20 protein-coding genes are annotated in these 21,012 nt (G+C 49.4%); 6 read left to right on the top strand and 14 right to left on the bottom strand.

The features are described 5' to 3' along the window. Positions 1-11: 11 nt before the first annotated feature. From bioC to bioB, 4 genes are all read right to left on the bottom strand, one after another. Complete coding sequence (gene bioC / locus BLO43_RS15380; RefSeq protein ID WP_090907830.1) at positions 12-917, bottom strand: malonyl-ACP O-methyltransferase BioC; 906 nt, start codon at positions 915-917, stop codon at positions 12-14. Between the two features lies 1 nt (position 918). Then, on the bottom strand, positions 919-1,680 hold the full coding sequence (bioH, locus tag BLO43_RS15375; protein ID WP_090907828.1) for a pimeloyl-ACP methyl ester esterase BioH: 762 nt from the start codon (positions 1,678-1,680) through the stop codon (positions 919-921). Further along, the gene (gene bioF / locus BLO43_RS15370; protein WP_090907827.1) at positions 1,677-2,855 is read right to left on the bottom strand and encodes an 8-amino-7-oxononanoate synthase; all 1,179 of its coding nucleotides are present in this window, start codon (positions 2,853-2,855) and stop codon (positions 1,677-1,679) included. Before bioF ends, bioH begins: the two co-directional genes overlap by 4 nt. 89 nt (positions 2,856-2,944) lie before the next feature. Beyond that, a complete protein-coding gene (bioB, locus tag BLO43_RS15365) occupies positions 2,945-3,982 on the bottom strand; it encodes a biotin synthase BioB (protein WP_090907825.1) in 1,038 nt (345 codons plus the stop codon). Positions 3,983-4,715: 733 nt separating this feature from the next. Between bioB and uca the strand changes: the two genes are divergently transcribed. Then, on the top strand, positions 4,716-8,348 hold the full coding sequence (gene uca / locus BLO43_RS15360) for an urea carboxylase (RefSeq protein ID WP_090907823.1): 3,633 nt from the start codon (positions 4,716-4,718) through the stop codon (positions 8,346-8,348). Here uca and BLO43_RS16575 read toward each other — a convergent pair. Further along, positions 8,345-8,563 (bottom strand): hypothetical protein, encoded by a 219-nt coding sequence (locus BLO43_RS16575; RefSeq protein WP_139149306.1) that lies wholly within the window; start codon positions 8,561-8,563, stop codon positions 8,345-8,347. The genes uca and BLO43_RS16575 overlap by 4 nt on opposite strands. Before the next feature lie 168 nt (positions 8,564-8,731). Here BLO43_RS16575 and BLO43_RS15355 point away from each other — a divergent pair, with 168 nt between their 5' ends. The 4 genes from BLO43_RS15355 (at position 8,732) to BLO43_RS15340 (ending at position 11,929) form a co-directional block, all read left to right on the top strand. Next, positions 8,732-9,628, top strand: a complete 897-nt coding sequence (locus tag BLO43_RS15355; RefSeq protein WP_217628091.1) for a cysteine hydrolase family protein — start codon at positions 8,732-8,734, stop codon at positions 9,626-9,628. Between the two features lie 263 nt (positions 9,629-9,891). Next, a complete protein-coding gene (locus tag BLO43_RS15350; RefSeq protein WP_090907821.1) occupies positions 9,892-10,269 on the top strand; it encodes a hypothetical protein in 378 nt (125 codons plus the stop codon). Positions 10,270-10,750: 481 nt separating this feature from the next. Beyond that, the gene (locus BLO43_RS15345) at positions 10,751-11,203 is read left to right on the top strand and encodes a hypothetical protein (RefSeq protein WP_090907820.1); all 453 of its coding nucleotides are present in this window, start codon (positions 10,751-10,753) and stop codon (positions 11,201-11,203) included. 312 nt (positions 11,204-11,515) lie between these two features. Then, entirely contained in the window at positions 11,516-11,929 is a 414-nt protein-coding gene (locus BLO43_RS15340; RefSeq protein WP_090907819.1) for a hypothetical protein, read from the top strand. A 23-nt stretch (positions 11,930-11,952) separates the two neighbouring features. Here the strand turns inward: BLO43_RS15340 and BLO43_RS15335 are convergent, their stop codons facing one another. From BLO43_RS15335 to BLO43_RS15325, 3 genes are all read right to left on the bottom strand, one after another. Further along, positions 11,953-13,341 carry a porin gene (locus tag BLO43_RS15335; RefSeq protein WP_090907818.1) on the bottom strand — a complete coding sequence of 463 codons (1,389 nt, stop codon included), beginning with the start codon at positions 13,339-13,341 and terminating at the stop codon, positions 11,953-11,955. Positions 13,342-14,059: 718 nt separating this feature from the next. After that, the gene (locus tag BLO43_RS15330; protein WP_090907817.1) at positions 14,060-14,506 is read right to left on the bottom strand and encodes a hypothetical protein; all 447 of its coding nucleotides are present in this window, start codon (positions 14,504-14,506) and stop codon (positions 14,060-14,062) included. A gap of 266 nt (positions 14,507-14,772) precedes the next feature. After that, a complete protein-coding gene (locus BLO43_RS15325; protein ID WP_090907816.1) occupies positions 14,773-15,204 on the bottom strand; it encodes a hypothetical protein in 432 nt (143 codons plus the stop codon). 991 nt (positions 15,205-16,195) lie between these two features. On the opposite strand from BLO43_RS15325, the gene BLO43_RS15320 reads away from it, so the two are divergent. Beyond that, complete coding sequence (locus BLO43_RS15320; protein ID WP_254773508.1) at positions 16,196-16,582, top strand: hypothetical protein; 387 nt, start codon at positions 16,196-16,198, stop codon at positions 16,580-16,582. 609 nt (positions 16,583-17,191) lie between these two features. Here BLO43_RS15320 and BLO43_RS15315 read toward each other — a convergent pair. From BLO43_RS15315 to BLO43_RS15295, 6 genes are all read right to left on the bottom strand, one after another. Beyond that, positions 17,192-17,617 carry a hypothetical protein gene (locus BLO43_RS15315; RefSeq protein WP_175443996.1) on the bottom strand — a complete coding sequence of 142 codons (426 nt, stop codon included), beginning with the start codon at positions 17,615-17,617 and terminating at the stop codon, positions 17,192-17,194. A gap of 230 nt (positions 17,618-17,847) precedes the next feature. Then, on the bottom strand, positions 17,848-18,564 hold the full coding sequence (locus BLO43_RS15310) for a glutathione S-transferase family protein (RefSeq protein WP_090907814.1): 717 nt from the start codon (positions 18,562-18,564) through the stop codon (positions 17,848-17,850). A 180-nt stretch (positions 18,565-18,744) separates the two neighbouring features. Beyond that, on the bottom strand, positions 18,745-19,500 hold the full coding sequence (locus BLO43_RS15305; protein ID WP_090907813.1) for an ABC transporter permease: 756 nt from the start codon (positions 19,498-19,500) through the stop codon (positions 18,745-18,747). Next, positions 19,497-19,625: a hypothetical protein gene (locus BLO43_RS17195; protein ID WP_302847707.1), complete on the bottom strand. Its 129-nt coding sequence runs from the start codon at positions 19,623-19,625 to the stop codon at positions 19,497-19,499. Before BLO43_RS17195 ends, BLO43_RS15305 begins: the two co-directional genes overlap by 4 nt. A gap of 78 nt (positions 19,626-19,703) precedes the next feature. Then, the gene (gene gshB, locus BLO43_RS15300; protein WP_090907812.1) at positions 19,704-20,705 is read right to left on the bottom strand and encodes a glutathione synthase; all 1,002 of its coding nucleotides are present in this window, start codon (positions 20,703-20,705) and stop codon (positions 19,704-19,706) included. A 91-nt stretch (positions 20,706-20,796) separates the two neighbouring features. Continuing rightward, positions 20,797-21,012 (bottom strand): hypothetical protein (locus BLO43_RS15295; RefSeq protein WP_217628090.1); only part of this gene is annotated, 216 nt, incomplete at its 5' end.

Here is a 21,012-nt window from a genome sequence, read left to right as displayed (position 1 = left end):
GAACCGCTCTGTCACGCAAGGCCGAGTTGCCGCCTGAGTTCAGGCGTAACAACCGTCGTCATTCGCGGTTGCGGTTTCCAGGCATGTCCGTAAACCACCTCAAAGGTTGCAGGCAATTTTCCGGATGTGCGAGCCATCTCATAATGGTTTATCGCTTTTTGCCATGTGGTTTTTCCGGTTAATCCATGCCGCCTGCCCTGGGTGACATTATGAGCACCTATCGCCTTAAGATCCCGCATTACACTTATCACATCGTCGTAGGTCAGCGTAATATATTCCATATCCATGACAGGCGTGGCAAAGCCATTGTGTACCAGCATGTCGCCGATGTCATGCATATCGGTGAAGCGATTGACGTGGCTGTAATCGTCTGCGCCGCGGAAAGCCTGGCGCAATTCCTTTAATGTATCAGGACCGAAAGTGCTGAACATGAATAAACCATCGGTTTGCAATACGCGGTGCACCTCGGCAAACGTCTGCTTAACATCATTGCACCATTGCAGTGCCAGATTTGACCAGACCAGTCCCGCACAGGAATCTTTAAGCGGCAGTTGCTCCATGTCGCCGCATACATAGCTTGTCCGATTCCCATGCTGAGATCCTCCAATCGACAACAGTTGTTTCCACCATGAGACTTCGGGGCGCGCCTGAAGGTGCATGGCCGGCACAATATCGAGTGCCATCACCCTGGCAGCAGGGTAGCGCATGACCAGTTTCCGTGTACCGTAGCCGGTGCCGCTACCAGCATCGAGAACGACATTGGGCGTATATTTAATATATTCGAGGCGCGACAGCATCCGGTCGCACACCTCCCGTTGCAGTATCGCCGCCCGGTCGTAACTTCCTGCTGCCCGTCCGAAGGCATTGCGCACCTGGCGCTTGTCAATGGTATGGTCGTAGGTCACGTTATTGGCCATGTTATGAGAGAAGCCTGGTCATGCCGGTTATAAACTGATCGGGATAGGCCAGGAATGGCGCATGACCGCAACCGGGCAGCATAACCAGCTCTGAATTTCCAAGTTGTTGATTCATCCATTTCGCCGCATCAGGGTGGATAATCACATCATTCTCGCCATGCATCAGTACGGCCGGTTGCATAATATTTCTAATTTTTTTCCGCAAGTCACTCATAAGCAGAATTTTCAACCCCATTTGCAACGCAGCTCCGTCCGGTTGATCACGCTGCAAAACACTGACACGCAATTGTGTCAGCACTGCTGTGGTGTCATCACTGCCGCTCACCTGCAACGTGAGAAACCTGCTAAGGGTCGCGGCATAATCCCGCTTTAAATTTTGCATGAATAGTTGCAAAGTTGCGGCCTCCATTCCCCATTGCCAATCTTCCCGCTTGACAAAGCAGGGGGTTGTTGAAATCAAGGCAAGTTTCTTAACACGCTGCGGTTCACGCAATGCAAGCTCAATGGCCACCTGGCCTCCCAGCGACCACCCACAAACAATACAACTCGCGGGCAAGATATCCGCAACCATTTCGACAACACGTTCCAGCGTACCGGGCTTACAGGCTGGACTGAATCCGTGCCCCGGCAGATCCACCAGGTGCAAGCGGAAATGCTTTTCCAACCGTGTGCGTACGTCGTTCCATATGCCGCCGTGCATGGCCCAGCCATGCAGCAGAACAAGATCAGGCCCCGTACCGGTAACTTCAACATAAAGACTCATCGGCTGACAGAGTTGTTATCCAGCTCTCTTAACACCGTACCCAACCGGACAATATCCGCCATATCATGCGACGCGGACAATGAAATCCGCAGCCGTGCCGTGCCTGGCGCTACCGTGGGCGGGCGAATCGCCGGAACAAGGATGCCTTTTTCGCGTAACGTCGCGCTGATCTCCAATGCCTTGTCATTTTCCCCAATAATCAAGGCCTGGATAGGCGTGACGGACGGCAGTAGCTGCCAGCGCAGCGATCTCATTTCATTTTTCAGCTGCGCGATAAGTTGTCTCAGTTTCTCACGCCGCCATTCCTCTCCTTCGATCAATTCCAGGCTTTTCAGCAAGGCATGGGACAGCATCGGCGGCGTTGCAGTCGTATAAATATAACTCCGTGCATGCTGAACCAGTGTCTCAATAATTTCGTGTTCCGCAGCAACGAAAGCGCCGAATACGCCGGCTGCTTTGCCTAGCGTTGCCATATATATGATGCGCCGGGAATCAACAGCGAACTGAGAGACTGTTCCCCGCCCCCGCAAACCCAGTACACCAAAACCGTGCGCATCGTCGAGCATTAGCCATGCATCGTATTTTTCGCACAATGCCAGCAAGGCGGCAACCGGCGCGACATCCCCATCCATACTAAATACCGCATCGGTTATCACCAATTTACGTGTTGCCTGCGACATGGCGAGTTGCCGTTCCAGTACCGACAGATCGAGATGCGGATACCGGATAAACTTCGCGTTGGAAACCATTGCGGCATCATTGAGTGAAGCGTGATTGAGCTTGTCGGCGAATATGGCGTCGCCACGGCCTGCCAGCGCGGTAACCATCCCGGCATTGGCCATATAGCCAGTGGAGAACAGCAATGTCTGAGGGAAGCCCGTGAAGCGCGCCAACGCTTCCTCCAGCGCATGGTGTGCTGACGAGTGCCCGCTGATAAGATGCGAAGCGCCCGCCCCCACTCCATACTTCCGGGCGCCCTCGCAGACCGCCTCAATCAGTTGAGGATGGTTGGCAAGACCGAGATAATCGTTGCTGCAAAATGCGAGGTATTCACATCCCGCTATGGAGACGTGTGTTTGCTGGGGGCACTCCAGAGTCAGACGGCGACGGTAGAGCTTCCTCTTTTCACGGCTGAGGAGTTCTTCGCGTAATTGCTCCGTGAGATCGTTAGGCATTTCCGGTTAACCAGTCCAGTCGGCTATGCACCGGGAACCTATGCGCACCAGGTAGGCACGCAAGTTGGTGCGGGCAGAGGGGTAGTGTGCTACATCGCGCGGAGTCCCAGCTTCTCAAGCAATGCCTTGTCCCGCTCAGCTTCCGGATTGCCGGTGGTAAGCAACTTGTCACCGTAGAAAATCGAGTTGGCACCAGCAAGAAAACACAATGCCTGCACCGCATCCGACATTTCCTGCCTGCCCGCCGACAGCCTTACCATTGCCTTCGGCATGGTAATGCGTGCTGCTGCGATGGTGCGCACGAATTCCAGCGGATCGAGGGCCGCTGTACCATGCAGCGGTGTACCTTCGACCTGGACCAGATGGTTGATGGGAACGGATTCGGGATAAGGATCGAGATTTGCCAGTTGCGCGATCAGGCCGGCACGGGCATGACGTGATTCCCCCATTCCCACGATACCGCCACAACAGACGTTTATACCTGCGCCGCGAACCTTTTCCAAAGTATTCAGGCGATCCTGGTAATTGCGGGTAGTAATGATTTCGCCGTAAAATTCCGGCGCCGTGTCAAGATTATGGTTGTAATAATCGAGTCCGGCTTGTTTAAGCTGCTCCGCTTGCCCCGGCTTTAGCATGCCTAATGTAGTGCAGGTTTCAAGTCCCAATGCTTTTACGGCGCTTACCATCTCTGTCATCTTTTCGATGTCTCGCTGCTTGGGTCCGCGCCACGCCGCCCCCATACAGAAACGGGAAGCGCCTTGCGCCTTTGCCGCTGCTGCCGTAGCAACCACTTCCTCAAGCGACAGCATGCCTTGATTCTCCACATTCGTGTGATAGCGCGCTGCCTGGGGACAGTAGCCACAATCCTCCGGACACCCGCCGGTCTTGACGGAAATCAATGTGGACAACTGCACCGTGTTGGCATCGTGATGCTGGCGGTGAACTGATTGTGCATGATGGATCAAGTCATTAAATGGCAGATCCAGCAACGCCTCGATTCGCGCAACGTCCCAAGACGGCGATCCGTCATCTGCACCGGTAAGGTTATCTGCCGCACCGCGGGGGTGCTTTTCCATTGGACTGACAGTGTCGAAATTGGCAGCCATGCCAGAGATAAGCTGATTCATAACTTTCCTTTATTAATATATAGTTTAGTTAAATTCGTTTAATAAAGTTGCCAATTCATCCGCACTATAATTAAACGCGAAGCTGCCAATTCAGTTTGAGGACGATTAAATTGTCCGGCATTTTCCTATTGTTGTCAATTTTTTTATCTGATATTCTGAACAACAGATTAAATATAATGCAACAATGCCCGGAAGAATCACCGTGTGCTGCGGGGCAGTGAGAGTCAGCAAAATCCTCATCCTTTGAGCTAAGTGCCGTCCAATATTAGGAATGGGCTCCAAAGTTCAAACGTGGTCAGGGCAGGTATCGGGGCGGATTTTGCTTTCATCTTAAAAGCAGCTTGCTTGTTTTTTGAACCGTTCCTGGGTAGTCGATTGTGACGTGACGATTCAGTTTTTTACTACAAGTGATTAGGAGATTTCTTGATCAGGAGACAAAATTGCTGGCGCACGATGACTTCTATAAGTGGTTTAACATGGGCAAGGATCATCGGTCCATCAGATTATTTATGAGTATATTGGTTTGGAAAATGACAAGTTATGTATTTGGCTTCTACGTTGATCAAGTATCGAGAATTAAGAACATAATACATAATCATGTTAATTCCGAACTGCCCGTAACTAAACGATCATGCAGGCCTGCAATTCTATGCTGGGTAGCCTCGTCGTTAGGATATTTTAAATGATATGACATAAGATTCGTCCTGCAGCCAGTCAAAATAGGGAATAGATCATGTTTGAGAAAGTATTGATTGCCAATCGCGGGGCCATTGCCCACCGTATTATTCGTACGTTACGCCGCATTGGAGTGAAAAGCGTGGTGGTCTACACGGATGCCGATGCGCTGTCGCGGCATGTGCTGGATGCTGACGAAGCGTATTGCATAGGCAGCGGAGTCGCCGTGGAAAGTTATTTGTGTACCGACAAAATTCTCGAAGCGGCCAGGCATGCTGGTGTGAAAGCCATTCATCCGGGTTATGGTTTTCTCAGTGAGAATGCGGATTTCGCCGAGGAATGCGCTGCACATGGTATTTGTTTCATCGGACCTACGCCACTACAGATGCGTGCTTTTGGACTGAAACATACCGCACGAGAACTGGCTTTGCAGAATCAGATGCCGCTGCTACCGGGAACCGACTTGCTGAAAGATATGGGTGATGCGCTGGGTCAGGCCATCCATATCGGTTATCCGGTTATGCTGAAAAGCACTGCGGGCGGCGGCGGCATTGGCATGCGCTTGTGCTGGAACAGCGATGAGTTAAGCGGCGCTTACGAATCGGTGAAATACCTGGCGCAGAATAATTTCAAGGATGCCGGCCTGTTTCTGGAGAAATATGTCGAGAATGCGCGCCACATTGAGGTGCAGATTTTCGGCGACGGAAAAGGCGGGGTGGTTGCGCTAGGTGAACGCGACTGTTCGATGCAACGGCGTAACCAGAAAGTGATTGAGGAAACCCCTGCGCCTGATCTTACTCCCCGCCTGCGTCAAGCTCTGCTGGATGCTGCCGTACGGCTGGGCAAGGCAGTCAACTATCAGTCTGCCGGTACAGTCGAGTATATTTTTGATGCATCCGGCGGTGAGTTCTATTTCCTTGAGGTCAATACGCGCCTGCAAGTGGAGCATGGTGTGACCGAAGAAGTCACCGGGATCGACCTGGTGGAATGGATGGTACGACAAGCTGCAGGAGATTTGCCATCGCTGGATTCATTCGACATCAAGCCCCAGGGAGCGTCTATTCAGGTGCGCGTGTATGCCGAAAACCCAGCCAAAGAATTTCAGCCTTCCTGTGGCACGCTTACGGCAGCTGAATTTCCGCCTGAGCTTCCGCATGTTGCGCGCGTTGAAACCTGGGTGGAACGTGGTGTCGAGGTGTCCCCATTCTATGATCCGATGCTGGCAAAAATTATCGTGCATGCAGCAAACCGTGATCAGGCTATCGCCAAGATGCTGGCTGCTTTGGAGGGCACCGCGCTACATGGTATCGAAACCAATCTGGATTATCTTAAACAGATTCTGCACGGTACGGCATTTCGCAGCGGACGGTATGCGACGAACTTTTTGAATGGTTTTCATTATATTGCACAGACCGTCGACGTGCTGAGCCCGGGTGTACAAACCACGGTGCAGGATTATCCCGGCCGGATCGGATACTGGAATATTGGTGTACCACCGTCCGGACCGATGGATGGATTGGCATTCCGCCTGGCCAACCGTTTGGTTAATAATGCCGACGATAAGGCCGGGCTTGAGATCACTCTGGCTGGCCCAACACTGCGCTTCAACTGCGACAGCTTAATCGCGGTGTGTGGTGCCCCCATGGAAGTGCGTCTAGATGGTGAGCCCATGGCGCAATGGCGATCACATTCGATCAAAGCCGGCACACTGCTGCAATTTGGAAAGCTCAAAGAGAACGGTTGCCGTGCCTACCTGGCGGTTCAAGGGGGCTTCCAGGTACCTGATTACCTGGGTAGCAAATCTACCTTTACACTAGGACATTTCGGTGGGCACGCCGGACGCACTCTGCTCACCGGCGATGTGCTGCATATCGTAGCGGCGGATACCCGTACCCACCGCGTGCTGCCGGAGGCGTTAATACCGCATTACCACAACAAGTGGGACATTGGCGTGCTGTACGGTCCACATGGAGCGCCAGATTTTTTTACCGATGAGGATATTCGGGTTTTTTTTGCTGTTGACTGGAAAGTGCACTACAACTCAAGCCGTAGCGGTGTGCGCCTGATCGGACCAAAACCACAATGGGCACGAAGCGATGGTGGTGAAGCGGGGCTACATCCCTCCAACATCCATGACAATGCCTACGCTATTGGTACGGTGGATTTTACCGGCGACATGCCAGTGATACTTGGCCCGGATGGTCCCAGCCTGGGGGGGTTCGTCTGTCCGGTCACCATTATTCATGCCGAATTGTGGAAGATGGGACAGCTCAAGCCCGGCGATAGTGTGCGCTTCTGCCGGATGTCAGCGGCGCAGGCCCTTGCGCTGGAGAAACTGCAGGATGCGACTATCCAGCATCTTCGGCTACCAAAAATTATTCCCGCATTGCCCAAGGCAAGCGGCACAATGGATGGCCCTGTACTGCATTGCATTCCGGAAAGTCAAGGACAAGTGCAGGTGGAGTATCGGCAGTCCGGCGACAAGAACCTACTGGTCGAATATGGACCGCCGGAACTCAATCTCAATCTGCGCTTCCGCGCGCACGCGCTGATGGAGTGGGTACAAGGAGCGCTCGATGCGGGCCGCTTCAAGGGCATTATCGATCTGACGCCTGGCATTCGCTCACTGCAAGTTCATTTTGATTCGCGTGTGTTGTCTCGCAGCAAACTGTTGAATAGTCTCATTGCTGCCGAAAAGGAATTGCCACCCATTGAGTACTTAGAGGTGCCGACTCGCATTGTTCATATACCTTTGTCATGGAACGATATAGCAACGCAACTGGCGATCGAGAAATACATGCAGTCGGTGCGCAGCGATGCGCCATGGTGCCCGAGCAATATTGAGTTTATCCGCCGGATCAATGGGCTGAACAGTATAGAGGAGGTACAGCGCATCCTGTTCGAGGCGAGCTATCTGGTAATGGGGCTGGGGGATGTGTATTTGGGCGCACCGGTGGCGACCCCCGTTGACCCCCGTCATCGCCTGGTTACCACGAAATACAATCCCGCGCGCACCTGGACTCCCGAGAACGCGGTGGGGATCGGTGGTGCCTACCTATGCGTATATGGGATGGAAGGCCCCGGTGGTTATCAATTTGTCGGTCGCACGGTACAGATGTGGAATCGCTATCGCCAGACAGCTGATTTCAAGGACGGTAAACCTTGGTTGCTGCGCTTCTTCGATCAAATCCGGTTTTATCCGGTAAGTGAAAGTGAACTCCTCAAATTACGCAAGGATTTCATCACCGGACACTTCAAGCTGCGCATGGAAGAAACCACATTCAGTCTGAAGCAATACAACACGTTCCTGCAACAGAACGCTGCGTCGATCAGTGCATTTAAAGCTAAGCAGCAGGCCGCATTTGAAGCCGAGCGCGACCGCTGGACGGCGGAGGGAAAAGTGGAATATGTCAGCGAGATTACGCTGGACGAGGCGGATGCGCAGAGCGAACTGGATTTGCCGGATGGCGCACAGGCCGTGAGTGCGCATGTGACCGGCACGGTATGGAAACTGCTGGCAAAGGAAGGAGATCGCATCAACGTGGGACAACCGGTTCTGGTGATCGAGTCGATGAAAATGGAATTTGCGGTGGATGCGCCCGTCAGCGGCATCGTACGGCAGCTATTCAGCAAGGAAGGTGGGCATGTGGCGGCTGGGCAAGTACTACTCATCATTCAGGGTGAGGTTTAGCGCGCAGCCGAATTACTGCTGGCGGCTATTGCCGGTGAAATAATTTGCAAGCCGGCCACCGGTTGGATGAGCCGGCGACGCACCACGCTGGGAAGATTCCGTGACCGGAAGTAGGCACCGAGCATTACCTGGACAAAATTATTATTTAACCTAAATCCGGCAGTTGACCACTCGCTTTTTAGCTTGACACCATGATCCACAAAGACTGTTTGCATTACTTGACCTTCACCTTTTTGGCGAGTTCGCTACAGGGTAGATTGCACGGTTTTTACGGCGCATGCCGGCGTTGCAACTCCTTAGGAAAGCCGCACACTCCACCCTGTCCAACTGCTGGATTTAGGTTTAAGTAAAACTATTTACTCATAGAAAGAAGGAAACCTGAAATGGGCCGCGGCGTACGAAAATTGGTCGATGAGGGACTGGGCGTTGATAATTTACAAGAATATAAAGGCTTCTATAATTTAGCTCGCGATCGCCTATTGGCAAGGGCGGAGATTGCCGCTGAGCGTTTTAAGGAGACCAAAACGTTTGAATTTCCAACTTGGCAATTTGGGGAGCCGATCGGCACACTTTTAAAACTTGAAGTCGAGGACTGCCCCCGGTTTGGGGACATTGCATGGGTTGAAATGGACAGCGCACGCACTGCGTTTCTTTCCGTTGATATGCAAGTAGATTTTTGCGGCAGGCATGGGTATGTCGATGCCATGGGTTATGATTTATCCCTCACTGCGTCAGCTCTTATGCCTGTCAGGAACTGTCTTGAAGCAATACGCGGAACCGATATAAAGGTCATACATACCCGTGAAGGGCATGAACCGGACCTTTCCGATGCACCTTTCAACAAAGTGTTGCGCAGTAAGATTATCGGCAACGGCGTCGGTATCGGTGAGGTTCCGGAGGGCGGGTTGGGCAGGTTGCTGGTTCGAGGTCAGAAGAACTGGGATATTCATCCGGATGTTTATCCCGTCGAAGGCGAATATGTTCTGGATAAAGCGGGCAAAGGTGCTTTTGGCAGCAGCAATTTGCACATGTACTTAAAAAACCTAAGCATAACGCATATTATCTTTGCAGGTGTTACCACCGATGTTTGTGTGCATACCATTATGCGCGAAGCTAATGATTACGGTTATTGGTGTATGCTACTTAAGGATTGTACCGGAGCTACTGACCGAGGCAACTACGAAGCCGCCATAAAATCTATCAAGATGGAAGGCGGTGTTTTTGGCAACGTATCTGATTCAAGAAAGTTTATTGATGCAGTGAATAGGCAACTTCGCTAAAGAGCAACGAAAAACCTTCGAACATATTCGGCTTGGTCTTGCCCAAGCTTAATTTCCGCAACCAGCCCTTCGGGTTTGCTATTTTTCTCCCAATTGCTTCAGCCGTCAGGATTCTGGTGGACCCGAGCCCGTTGAATTTCCTTTTCGTTGCGTTTCTTACTAAGGGTTTTGCTTAGCATAAAATCAAGGTTTCCCCAATATACTCGTCGTGTTGACTGAGCTAGGATGAAACTACTTTCATTCTATTTGGGTTCATTACTATCATGAAAACAAAATTAGAAAATGTTTTGGCAGCGTTATCCGTAATGGGCATCCTGATTTTGGCAAGTCCAGTGGCGACGGCGGCTCATCATGTCGACACTCCGGATCGTGCGGCCACCCAGAATGCTACCATGCGGGGCGACCATGAAGCCATGGCAAAGTATTATGAAGATATCGCTGCGCAGATGCAGGTGAAAGTAGAAGAACAAAAGGAACTGTTGGAGCAGTATGAGAAAGTACGCCTGTATGGCTGGCAGTCCCACAATTTGAAATCGCGTACCTTGGCTCTAATACGTAAATATGAGCAAGCCGCGCGATCAAATATGGAAGAAGCTCTTTCTCATCGCCAAATGGCCTCGGGGCTTCAGGAGCACAATTAAGCAATTCATGGTGGCCAATTCCAAAAATGTAATTGACGCGGTAACTGCTGGAATCTCAAATGGAAGGAAATGCGATGTTTCCAAGGCTGGTGAAAATGATCTATTAGATGTAATTTTTCTCGTTAATGCTGATGATATGAATTGTCGTTTTTCTGTGAAATAATTATGATAAGAGTCTTGACAAAGGATTTCAGGGCTGGCATTATTTCATTACCTAGATTGCTGTAGGTATAAACGACTCTGACCATTCGTCCGTAGCAGATAGCAAGGACTCTGAATATCCCGTCCGTAGCAAGGTAGCAAGGACTCTGAATGCCACGTCCGCAGTAAGATATTAAGGACTCTGAATATCCCGTCCGTAGTAGGGTAGCAAGGACTCTGACTACTGTCCAGTGTAAGGACTCTGACCATTCGTCCGGTAGCAAGGACTCTGACCATCCGTCCAGAATGATTTTTAATCAATGGAACAGGAGAAATCAAAATGGCAACGACACTAGGCAAAAAGATAAAAGATATCGTTACGGCTTTATCCCTATTTGGCTTATTGGCTGCATGTACGCTGATGAGTACAAGCGTAAGGGGAGAAAACATGGTTGGCGATGCGACTATTCGGAATGCTACAGCCCAAAGCGAACATAATGTCTTGGCAAAGCATTTTGAAGATGCTGCCAGGGAAATGCAGATAAAAGCGAATGAACAAAAAGAATTGCTTGAGCAGTATGAGAATGGACATCTGTATGGCTGGCAACTTCACAATTTGAAATCGAATGCCCTGGCTTTGATACGCAAGTATGAACAAGCCGCACGATCAAATATGAAAGAAGCCGCTTCTCATCGCCAGATGGCGCAGAAAGTTAAACACAATTACGCGAGCCATGGTGGTTTACAGACTGACTCTGCTTTTGGAGAAGTACCCCGCGTGGAAAATAACTGACATTGCTGTACGATCAACAGGTACCGGAGCCTCTGGAGCAGCGGTCATATTCGACATGTTTCAGGGGTAAACAAGCTTGAACAATACGAGAAAGAACCGCGGAATGGCTTGGGAGCCTCATAATTTAAGCCGCATATATTGATGAATCACTTATATTTTCCGAGTTTCCTGATACGAAATATAATTTTTTACGGATATGCCAGTATGAATTGTCGTTTTTATGTGAAGTTATTGTGAGTAAAAATTGACAAAATATTTCTAGATGAACATAATAAATATTGTCGCTTCGCACGTAAGACTCTGGGGATATCCATGAACGCAGAAAGATTCTTCATCGCTATAATTACCATAGGTTTGTTAGCGTCGTGCGCTCCAATGACTTCCCATGAAGCTATCCAGAATACAAATATGCGTACTACCACTAAGAACGCTAAAACTCGCAGTGACCATAGTGCTTTAGCGAAGCATTTTGAAGAGACCGCCAGAGAAATGGAAGCAAAGGTCAGTGAACAAAAAAAATTGCTTGAGCAATATGAGAGCGAGCATTTGTATGGCTGGCAGTCTCATAATTTGAAATCGCAGACCGCGGCGTTGATACGTAAATATGAGCAAACTGCGCGCTCAAATATGAAACAGGCTACTTCTCATCGCCAAATGGCATTGGGATTTGAGGAAAACCATTATGCGATTCATAACGGGCGAGTACCACGCGCCAGAAATAATTGATAGGCTACTACTGCCTGATCAGTTCAGAACGATGCCATGAAATCGAGTGAGAACAGCCACTGATCCTTCTTGTCATCAAAGGGCCGGTATGGCTGATCAAGGCCAACCACCCTGTCATAGCGAATATTTGGACGCACGTTGAAACTTCGCATTACTTTCCAATTATCCAGTTTCAATCTTTTCGCTGGTTTCCAGTTCAAGCCTATGGTCGTTTCGTAATAATCGGCGGGTGCGGAAGTAATGGGGAAATTGCCCGCATAACTTACGCCTTGATTATTGGTGGCAAAGGCTACCCGAAGTGGAGAGGGAACACGGAAACCGTCTCTATCCCGAAACCACTCGCCACGGATACCTATAGTCAGATCCTCAAGAAGGTCATAGTATAAATGCGTGTTGACACCTATCCATTGTGCATCCTTCTGCTGGCCATTCAGCAGCGCTCCGCCGACGAAGCCGTGTACATAATGCAAAACAAAGTGAGTTTTATTGGTGACCCGATATTGCAGGACCGAGCTAATCAAAGTCCAAGGTTCGTGACTTCTTGCAGAAACATCACCAAAAGTGCCGAAGATATTAAATGAATTTCTCTTGTCCTCACCGACCCACATAATACCTGCTATGCCGTTCCAATTAGTGAGTGCGGTTCTGGTCAAATTGCCGTCCCAGCCACCCGTGCCGCTGCCAGTGATTGGCCCCGCAATCAAAGACCAACTCTTAGTGAGCTTATAGTCAAATAATAAACCCATATGAGTAAACGGATGGCCATTATCCAAAGAATATGCATGTGTATAAAAGAAAACATCAGGGGCTGGGCCGATTTCGTAACCAGTTGGCGAAAAGAAATGGCCGGCCTTGATGTTGAGGCCATTTCCAACTGGCGCATAGAATTCCAGATAGGCCTGGGGAAGCGCTATGCCATAGGTGCGAGTTGATTTACAGCAAATATTAAGGTCCCAGCTACCTCTGTTATTAGGTTCGCCGCTGTTCACATCGAAAGGAGGAATGCCGGCTGCCTGGTAATAAATTGCATCCGTACCGAACATGAAATCGATACGGCCCCCAAAATCCCATGTTCCGCCCTCCGCCACCACGGGACGCTCCAAAAATATATTAAATTGATTCAGTTGAAATCGATCGGCGCGATCAGCGAAACTGACGGGACCATTAAATCCATTGCCTGGGTTATTCGCGTTATAAGTTGCTCCAGCTTGGAACCACCCTCCAACTGTTATGCCGGTGTCTTTAAATAGCGTCAATAAGCTATTAGCAGAGGAGTTGCTCTTATTAAACGAGGAGTAACCGTTATTGGCATAAGGATTTTCGCTGTTGGCATAGGCATTACCTAAATCCAGAGTAGGCAGGAAAATCAATACACTTGCCAAGAGCTGAATTTTTATTATTTGGCTTTGCATTTCAATTCCCCCTTATAATTTTTAAAATGATCTTTCCGGGATTTGCCTGGTTAGAGTACTGGCGCGAAAGATCTTTGAGGAAGGCGTGCGATGAAAATCACGCAGTTGTACAGGCATACTTGGGGCGGTCAATATGCTGAAGCGGAGATTACTCAGACGCAGGTGAGTGGTTACAAACTTTCCTGCAATAGGTATTTGTGATCGACTAGTCCGTAGAACAAGAGAGAGAAGGCCAAAGACCATCTTCACGAACTCCGGGCGATTAAGGTAATAAGTGCCAGAACCTGAGCTCTGAAGAAATCGTCGTGTGGGCTCATAAGCCCATTTCAGGCTACGTTGCGGGCTGCTGAATTCCATTTCCTACACCCCTCTTTTGATATAGCTTGCAACGCCTACCGTATCTGGCACCTTTCCCGCAATAATTTCCTAATTGCCAAACGAGACAATTTTCCGCAAAATGAAATGCCCTCTCATACCTGCAGTCGTGACACAAATGTACCTGACTGCATACGGCAACCTCTCTGGATTCCCTACGCTCAAGATATGTTGAGCTGTTGCTTACCTTGGAATCTGTAATAATTGGGGCTTTACCCATGTTTGCCATTCTGGCTGCTCCTGTGTGCTGGATGCATTTAGAGATCTCTCCGAAACTTCTTTCCTGTTGCGAGTAAAGCCCCAATTTTGCGTGGATCTATATGTCTACGACATATTTATTCGGTTAAATATCACTACTGAACCCGCCAATCTTTTGTGAATGTGATACTGGATTACCATTCTTCTCAAGTTCGGAAGCAATTCGCCGGTGAGCAGCGGCTTTTTCTACATTAGCCGTTACAGCTTGCTCATAATTGCGTATTAATGCCCACGTGCGTGCTTGCAGGTCTTGAGCACGTTTACCATAGAGGTAGCTTTTTTCCTCATAGTGCTCAAGTAGCTGTTTTTGTTCCGTTGCCTTTACCCATAGCGCCTCGGCCTTATCTTCATGGGATTTTGCCAGGATCATATGTTCGCCTTCGCTTGAGGTCGTGGCACTCGGAATGGCTGCTTGGCCAGCAAGATTTTCTCCCTTTACATTTGTAGTCATCAGCGCGCATGCGGCCAATAAGCCAAACAGGGATAAAGCCATAAAAGTATCTTTTGTCTTTTTGCCTAGTGTCGTTGCCATTTTGATTTCTCCTATTCCATTGATTAAAAATCATTCTGGACGGATGGTCAGAGTCCTTACTACCGGACAAATGGTCAGAGTCCTTGCACTGGACGGATGGTCAGAGTCCTTTTACTACCGGACGGATGTTCAGAGTCCTTGTTACCTTGCTACGGACGGATGTTCAGAGTCCCTTTTACTACTGGGGGGCAAATGATCAGAGCCCCAGATGTTGGGAACAATCTGTTTGGGAGAGTTCCTACAATCTTAATTTCGGCAGAATTTCATTAATAAATAACATTAACCTTTTGCGGGCGTGCTGCGGAGCTATTATTCTTTTCAAGTTCGGAAGCAATTCGCCGGTGAGCGGCTGCTTCCTTTATATTGGCTGTCGCAGCTCGCTCATAATTACGTATTAACGCCGATGTATGTGCTTGCAAATCCTGAGCACGCTTACCATAGAGATAGCTTTTTTCCTCATAATGCTCAAGTAACTGTTTTTGTTCTTTTGCCTTTACCCACAGATCATCAGCCCTATCATCATGGTATTTTGCCAAGGTCTTATGTTCGCTTGGGGTTGCAGTGTTCTGAATGCCTGTCGCCCCAGCGGGATCTTCCCCAGTTTCGTACGTTGCCATTGGCGCGCATGAAGCTAATAAACCGACTGTAGATAAAGCTGTAAAGATATTTTTTACTTTTCTGCCTAGCGTCACTACCATTTGATTTCCCCTATCCCCTTGATTAAGAATCACTACTGGACGGATGGTCAGAGTCCTTGTTGCCTTGCTGCGGACGGATGGTCAGAGTCCTTTGTTACCCTGCTGCGGACGAATGTGCAGAGTCCTTGTTACCTTGCTGTGGACGGATGGTCAGAGTCCTTGTTGCCTTGCTGCGGACGGATGTTCAGAGTCCTGGTTGCCTTGCTGCGGACGGATGTTCAGAGTCCTTGTTGCCTTGCTGCGGACGGATGTTCAGAGTCCTTGTTGCCTTGCTGCGGACGGATGTTCAGAGTCCTGGTTGCCTTGCTGCGGACGGATGTTCAGAGTCCTTGTTGCCTTGCTGCGGACGGATGGTCAGAGTCCTTGTTGCCTTGCTGCGGACGGATGGTCAGAGTCCTTGTTATCTTACTACGGACGGATATTCAGAGTCCTTGTTAACCTGCTACGGACGGATGATCAGAGTCCCTTTTACTACTGGGGGGCGAATGTTCAGAGCCCCAGATATTAGAAAAGATCTGTTTGAGAAAAGTTCCACAATCTTAATTCACGTTCTAAAACGAAGTCTCCCGCTTTCAAGTACGCCAAACTGTAGACTTGCCGGGAATTCTTGTCTAACTTGCTTAATGCTACCGCTTAATACTACCTTTACCCGGAAAGACACTACCAATAATGTGGTATTACAAATGTAACATAGCATATGTATAAAAAATGTCAAACTTTTTTAGATAAAATTTAGTACTCAAGTTACAATTATTTTGATACCGAGTAATAACTACTAGCGCATGAATTAAGGTTAATAGTTATTGTTATATGGATATAGGAACAAACATTCGGGCCATTAACAGTGTAATTAGAATGCGCGGAGATTCCTCCATGCGCAGAATTGACGACGAATAAGAACTTGACACATATTGTTATTCCGTTATATTTTTCCCTCCTCGTTTAATTGTATTCCCGAATCGTATCGAAAATTTATAAGGTAAGAGAGGAAATGCCATTAATAAGAATAAAAACGTTTTCCGCAGCTTTATTTGCCGCAGGCTGCTTATTGACTGGTTGTGCTCAGATAAGTGCTCCTGAAGCGCGGGGAAATACAAGTATCCCTAAAGCTGAACAAGATACAAGAGCACCCAGCGAACATGCCGTATTGGCAAAGCATTTTGAAGAGGCGGCTAAAGAAATGCAGGCAAAAGCGGATATACAGAAAAGCTTGTTAAAGCGTTATGAGGAAAAACATTATCTATATGATAGAGTGCCCCATGATCTCGAGGCGCATACTAGCGCTTTGATCAGAAAATATGAGCAAGCCGCAAAAACATGCACGGAAGAAGCCATCTATCATAGAAAAATGGCGTCAGAATCGGCGGAACTGAAATAGTAATATCAAGGGGAAGAGCATAAATCAATTCAGGCAGCCTCTCCACCAGGAGGGGTCCCTTCCGCATCTTGTGGCGCGCATGCAACGCGCTTACGTGCTACCGAAACTTGCCTGCCTGGCAGCGTTCCCTTTCAAGGTAATCGGCATCTGATCAACAGTTTGACCCAATATGTGGGTGGCGGTCTGCAGGGCACACTTAACCGGATCGCTGCTGAATAGCCAATTACTCACCGTAAGCGCGACTCATTACAAGCAAGCACTTCAGCTTCCTCGGAATACAAGCTCTACGCCCTTTCAGGTGGGGGATATCAGCCGGCTTGGGGGCTCTATCCGCAACGGTTGGGCAAATCGTAATCGCACGACTTGCAACTTTCGCGGATTTGCATGACGTGGCCCTGCCTGCTTCCACAACAGAGGGCAATTGGATATTTTCTTCCTGCTGTAAGGAATAAAAGAGGCTATCGTGTTCGATAGCAAGGATCTGATCTGTACGACCCGTTCTTCCAACAGGACGCCATGATCAATAAACAAAATGCGGGTGTCGGTACATTATCCCGACACCCGCATTTTTCGATTGAGTACTAAGACCCGAGAGATTCCCGGGAGATACTATAGATCATTCGCAGCGCTAAGTGTTTGAGAAGCGGACGCGGCACGATTCTCTTCGAGCTTCGAAGCTATTTGACGATGTAGGCTGGCTTCTTTAACGTTGGCTTCGATAGCTTGTTCGTAATCGCGCACTTGCGCGTAGGCATGCGATTGAAGATCTTGCGCTCGCCTACCGTAGAGATAACTTTTATTCTCATAATGCTCAAGCAGTTCCTTTTGTTCCTCTGCCTTTACCTGCATCTGCTTGGCGGTATCTTCATAATATTTCGCCACGGCCTCATGGTCGCTCCGGGTTGTGGCATTCTGAGCGGCTGCGCGAATCTCAGGGGTGTCAACAGGCTGAGTCGCAGCAGCAGAAGGGCTCAGCGAAATCAAGAGACCTGCCATCGATAGTGCCGTAAAAATATGTCCTAACTTTGTTTTCATGATAGCAATGAACCCAAATAGAATGAAAGTGAATGTATCCTAACTTAGTCAACACCAGGAGTATATTGGGGAAACCCTGGTTTTATGCTAAGGGAAACCCTTAGAAAAAAGCAGCGCCTCCATTACTTGAAAGCAATGGGAGCGCTGCTGAAATGTGAATCTACGCTCTGCGTTGGAAGATATTTTGATGCCGGACGCAAGTCATGGCGCGAATCCCCGCCGGCGGCCCGTCAGCTCTGCTGTTGACGCAATTCCGGATAATATTCCGCCTTGATCCGGTCAACATAATTTCTCAGATTGTCTTTTGACAAACCGTGTTCCTTGAGTGGAGATTCAATCGGACAACCGAGGGTGTTGATTAAAAATCCGAAGGCACTGGCATCCAGACTGGTCGGTTGATCGCCCAGGAAATACTTCTTGTTCCCAAGGCATGCTGATAACGCATCAATATCCTGCATACCGAGCTCAAAGATCTCTTCGGCATTATGCCGTCCTGTACCATGTCCCAGAATCTGCCGCTGGATCCTCCGGCGATAATAGGCTGCCGCCAAATCTCGAATGATAGGAGGCATTACACCAAAAATCGCTTTTTTATTCACTTGCCAATTTGCATCCGTATACTGCCACCTCGAATACATTGTCGCCCAAAATAGATGCTCTTCGAGCAAGCGCTGCATCGCGAGCGACAGTGCCGACTCTGCCGGGGTTAACCCTGCGTCCAGATCCTTATATTTGGTTTTGAGGTGTCGTATGATGAAACGTGAGTCCGCTAATTTGAGATCACCGTCTTCAATATATGGCAGCTTGCGCTTTGGCGCAAACAACGGAAGGGTTGCTTTAATAGCATATTTAATATCCGCCATTCTCAGATAGGTTTCCGTCTTGCAGCAGAAATGACTGAGATTCGGAATGCCCCATGTGCGTTCCAGCTGATAAAGTATCACCATCAAAAACTCCCTGAATATTTATGCCCGCGTTAACTTGCAATTAACCAGTGATAAAGCTTATCCCAATGCATTGCAAAATGCAAGTAACTCGTGTGATCGCCATGGAATCGAGTGTTGCTTCGGTAGCAGGATACTTGGTTGACATAGGCGGATAACCCGGCCTTAATCAGACAAGCAAAGTTATTGGCGGATTTTGTAACCGCTCTTCAGCATATGCAGTGTCCCCCACGATATCGCCAGGAAACACGCCGCCAGAATCCCGAGGCTTAGGTAGGGGGATATGTCGGAGGTGCGGAAAAAGCCATAACGAAATCCGTCAATCACGTAAAAGAACGGATTCAGGTGCGACAATTCCTGCCAGAATGGAGGCAATGAGCGAGTCGTATAGAATACGCCCGATAAAAACGTAAGCGGCAGGATAATGAAGTTTTGCAACGCGGCAAGCTGCTCAAATTTTTCCGCCCAGATGCCCGCAATAATGCCCAATGCACCCAGCAACGCGGTGCCCATCACGGCAAATACGAATACCCATGGAAACGAGTATAGGGGAACCTCAAAAACTCCCAGTGTCACCACGTAGATACCCAGTCCGACCAGCAGACCACGAACTACCGACGCCAGCACATAGGCCGTGAATATTTCCTGATAAGAAAGCGGCGATAACAGCATGAAGACGTGATTGCCTGAGACCTTCGACTGAATCAGGCTCGATGAGGAGTTAGCAAAAGCGTTTTGCAGCATGGCCATTATCACCAGGCCGGGAATCAGGAAAACCGTATAGGTTACGCCGGGATAGGCGTGTGCATGTTCTGACAGCGCATGGGAGAAAATCAGCAGATAAAGCAATGAGGACAATACGGGCGCAAATACGGTCTGAAACCCCACCTTCCAGAATCGCAGCAGTTCCTTATGAAGCAGGGTAACAAATCCGGTCATGCGGATGCCGCTATGAATTCCAGGTTTTCGGTGCTGCCCATGATCTTCACGAACGCTTCTTCCAGGGCTTGCTGCATTACTTGCAAATCGAGGACTTGCATCTGCGCTACACGCAATGCCATCATTACCATTTCAAGCTGGGAGTATTCGCTGATCGCCAGGATGTAACATCTTTCCTCGCGGCTTGATTTCGATTGCCGGAGTCATGGGAGAAGCTCTGTTTCAGGGGAAGGAGCGACAACCGTGTGCCGCTCCGCTACACAATTTTCGAGCGCATCCACCATCATTTTCGCGGAGTTGAAGTCAGTCTGATTGGCGATCTCCTGCATGCCGGTTGGACTAGTCACATTTATTTCGGTGAGATAATCACCAATCACATCCAGCCCTACCAGCATCAAGCCTTCATCATATAGTACAGGACCCAGCGCTTCAGCGATGTCACGATCACGCCGCGTGAGTGGCTGTGCAATACCGGTCCCACCTGCATTAAGATTTCCGCGTGTTTCGCCTGGCTTGGGAATGCGGGCGAGCGAATAAGGCACCGGTTTCCCGGCGATCAGCAGAATGCGTTTGTCACCTTGAGCGATATCGGGAATATACCGCTGAACCATAATTGTGCGCGTGCCATAGTGCGTAAGGGTTTCCAGGATCACGCCGATGTTGTGATCGGCACCGTGAATGCGAAACACGCTGGCTCCTCCCATCCCGTCGAGTGGCTTGAGCACAATGTCGCGGTGTTCGGCCAGAAAATTGCGAATCAGAGATTCCTGCCGGGTCACCAGGGTAGGCGGGATAAATTGCGGAAATTTGGCTATAGCAAGTTTTTCGTTATGATCGCGTATCGCCCGCGGACTATTGAAGATACGTGCCCCCTGACTTTCCGCCAATTCCAGCAGGTAAGTGGTGTAGACATATTCCATGTTGAATGGCGGGTCCTTGCGCATCAGAACGGCATCGAATTCCTGCAGCGGGATTTCCTCCGGCTCCTTTGCCTGATACCAGCGGTGCCCATCGTCATCCGCTTTGCCGGTTAATTCCAGCGCACGCGCAAACCCCACGGTCCGCGCGCCCCTCCATGCCAGGTCGCCTTGCTGCAAGGTAAACAACTGATAATCACGGGCTGCCGCTTCACGCATCATGGCAAAGCTCGAGTCCTTGTAAGTCTTGATGGAATCCAGCTGGTCGAGAATGAAGGCAAGTTTCATTGAGTATAAGTAATCATCAGGTTACCGGGAACGGACTGCAGCGTGTCTGTTCCTTCCCGGTTCTTGCGTTGTTTGCATGAGTGCACGCAATTCATCGAGCAGCAGTTTCGATCATGGGATCCGGCATGTTTTGAGGTAGATTCTGCGAAAGCATGTTGCTGGCGGCGGCATCCTGGAAAAAATAGTTGCTCAGGTAGTGATCGAAAGGAATCTCATCCGTGGCATCCAGCTGTTGCTGCTGCGCCAGCGATGTTTCGACCTCGAGATCAAAGCGCCTCTTCACCGAGGCATCCAATGCACACTGCCT

Origin of the sequence: Nitrosospira sp. Nsp13 (assembly GCF_900101945.1) — a bacterium.
In the GTDB taxonomy this organism is placed as follows: domain Bacteria; phylum Pseudomonadota; class Gammaproteobacteria; order Burkholderiales; family Nitrosomonadaceae; genus Nitrosospira; species Nitrosospira multiformis_D.
This window is presented reverse-complemented; position numbering and strand designations above follow the sequence as displayed.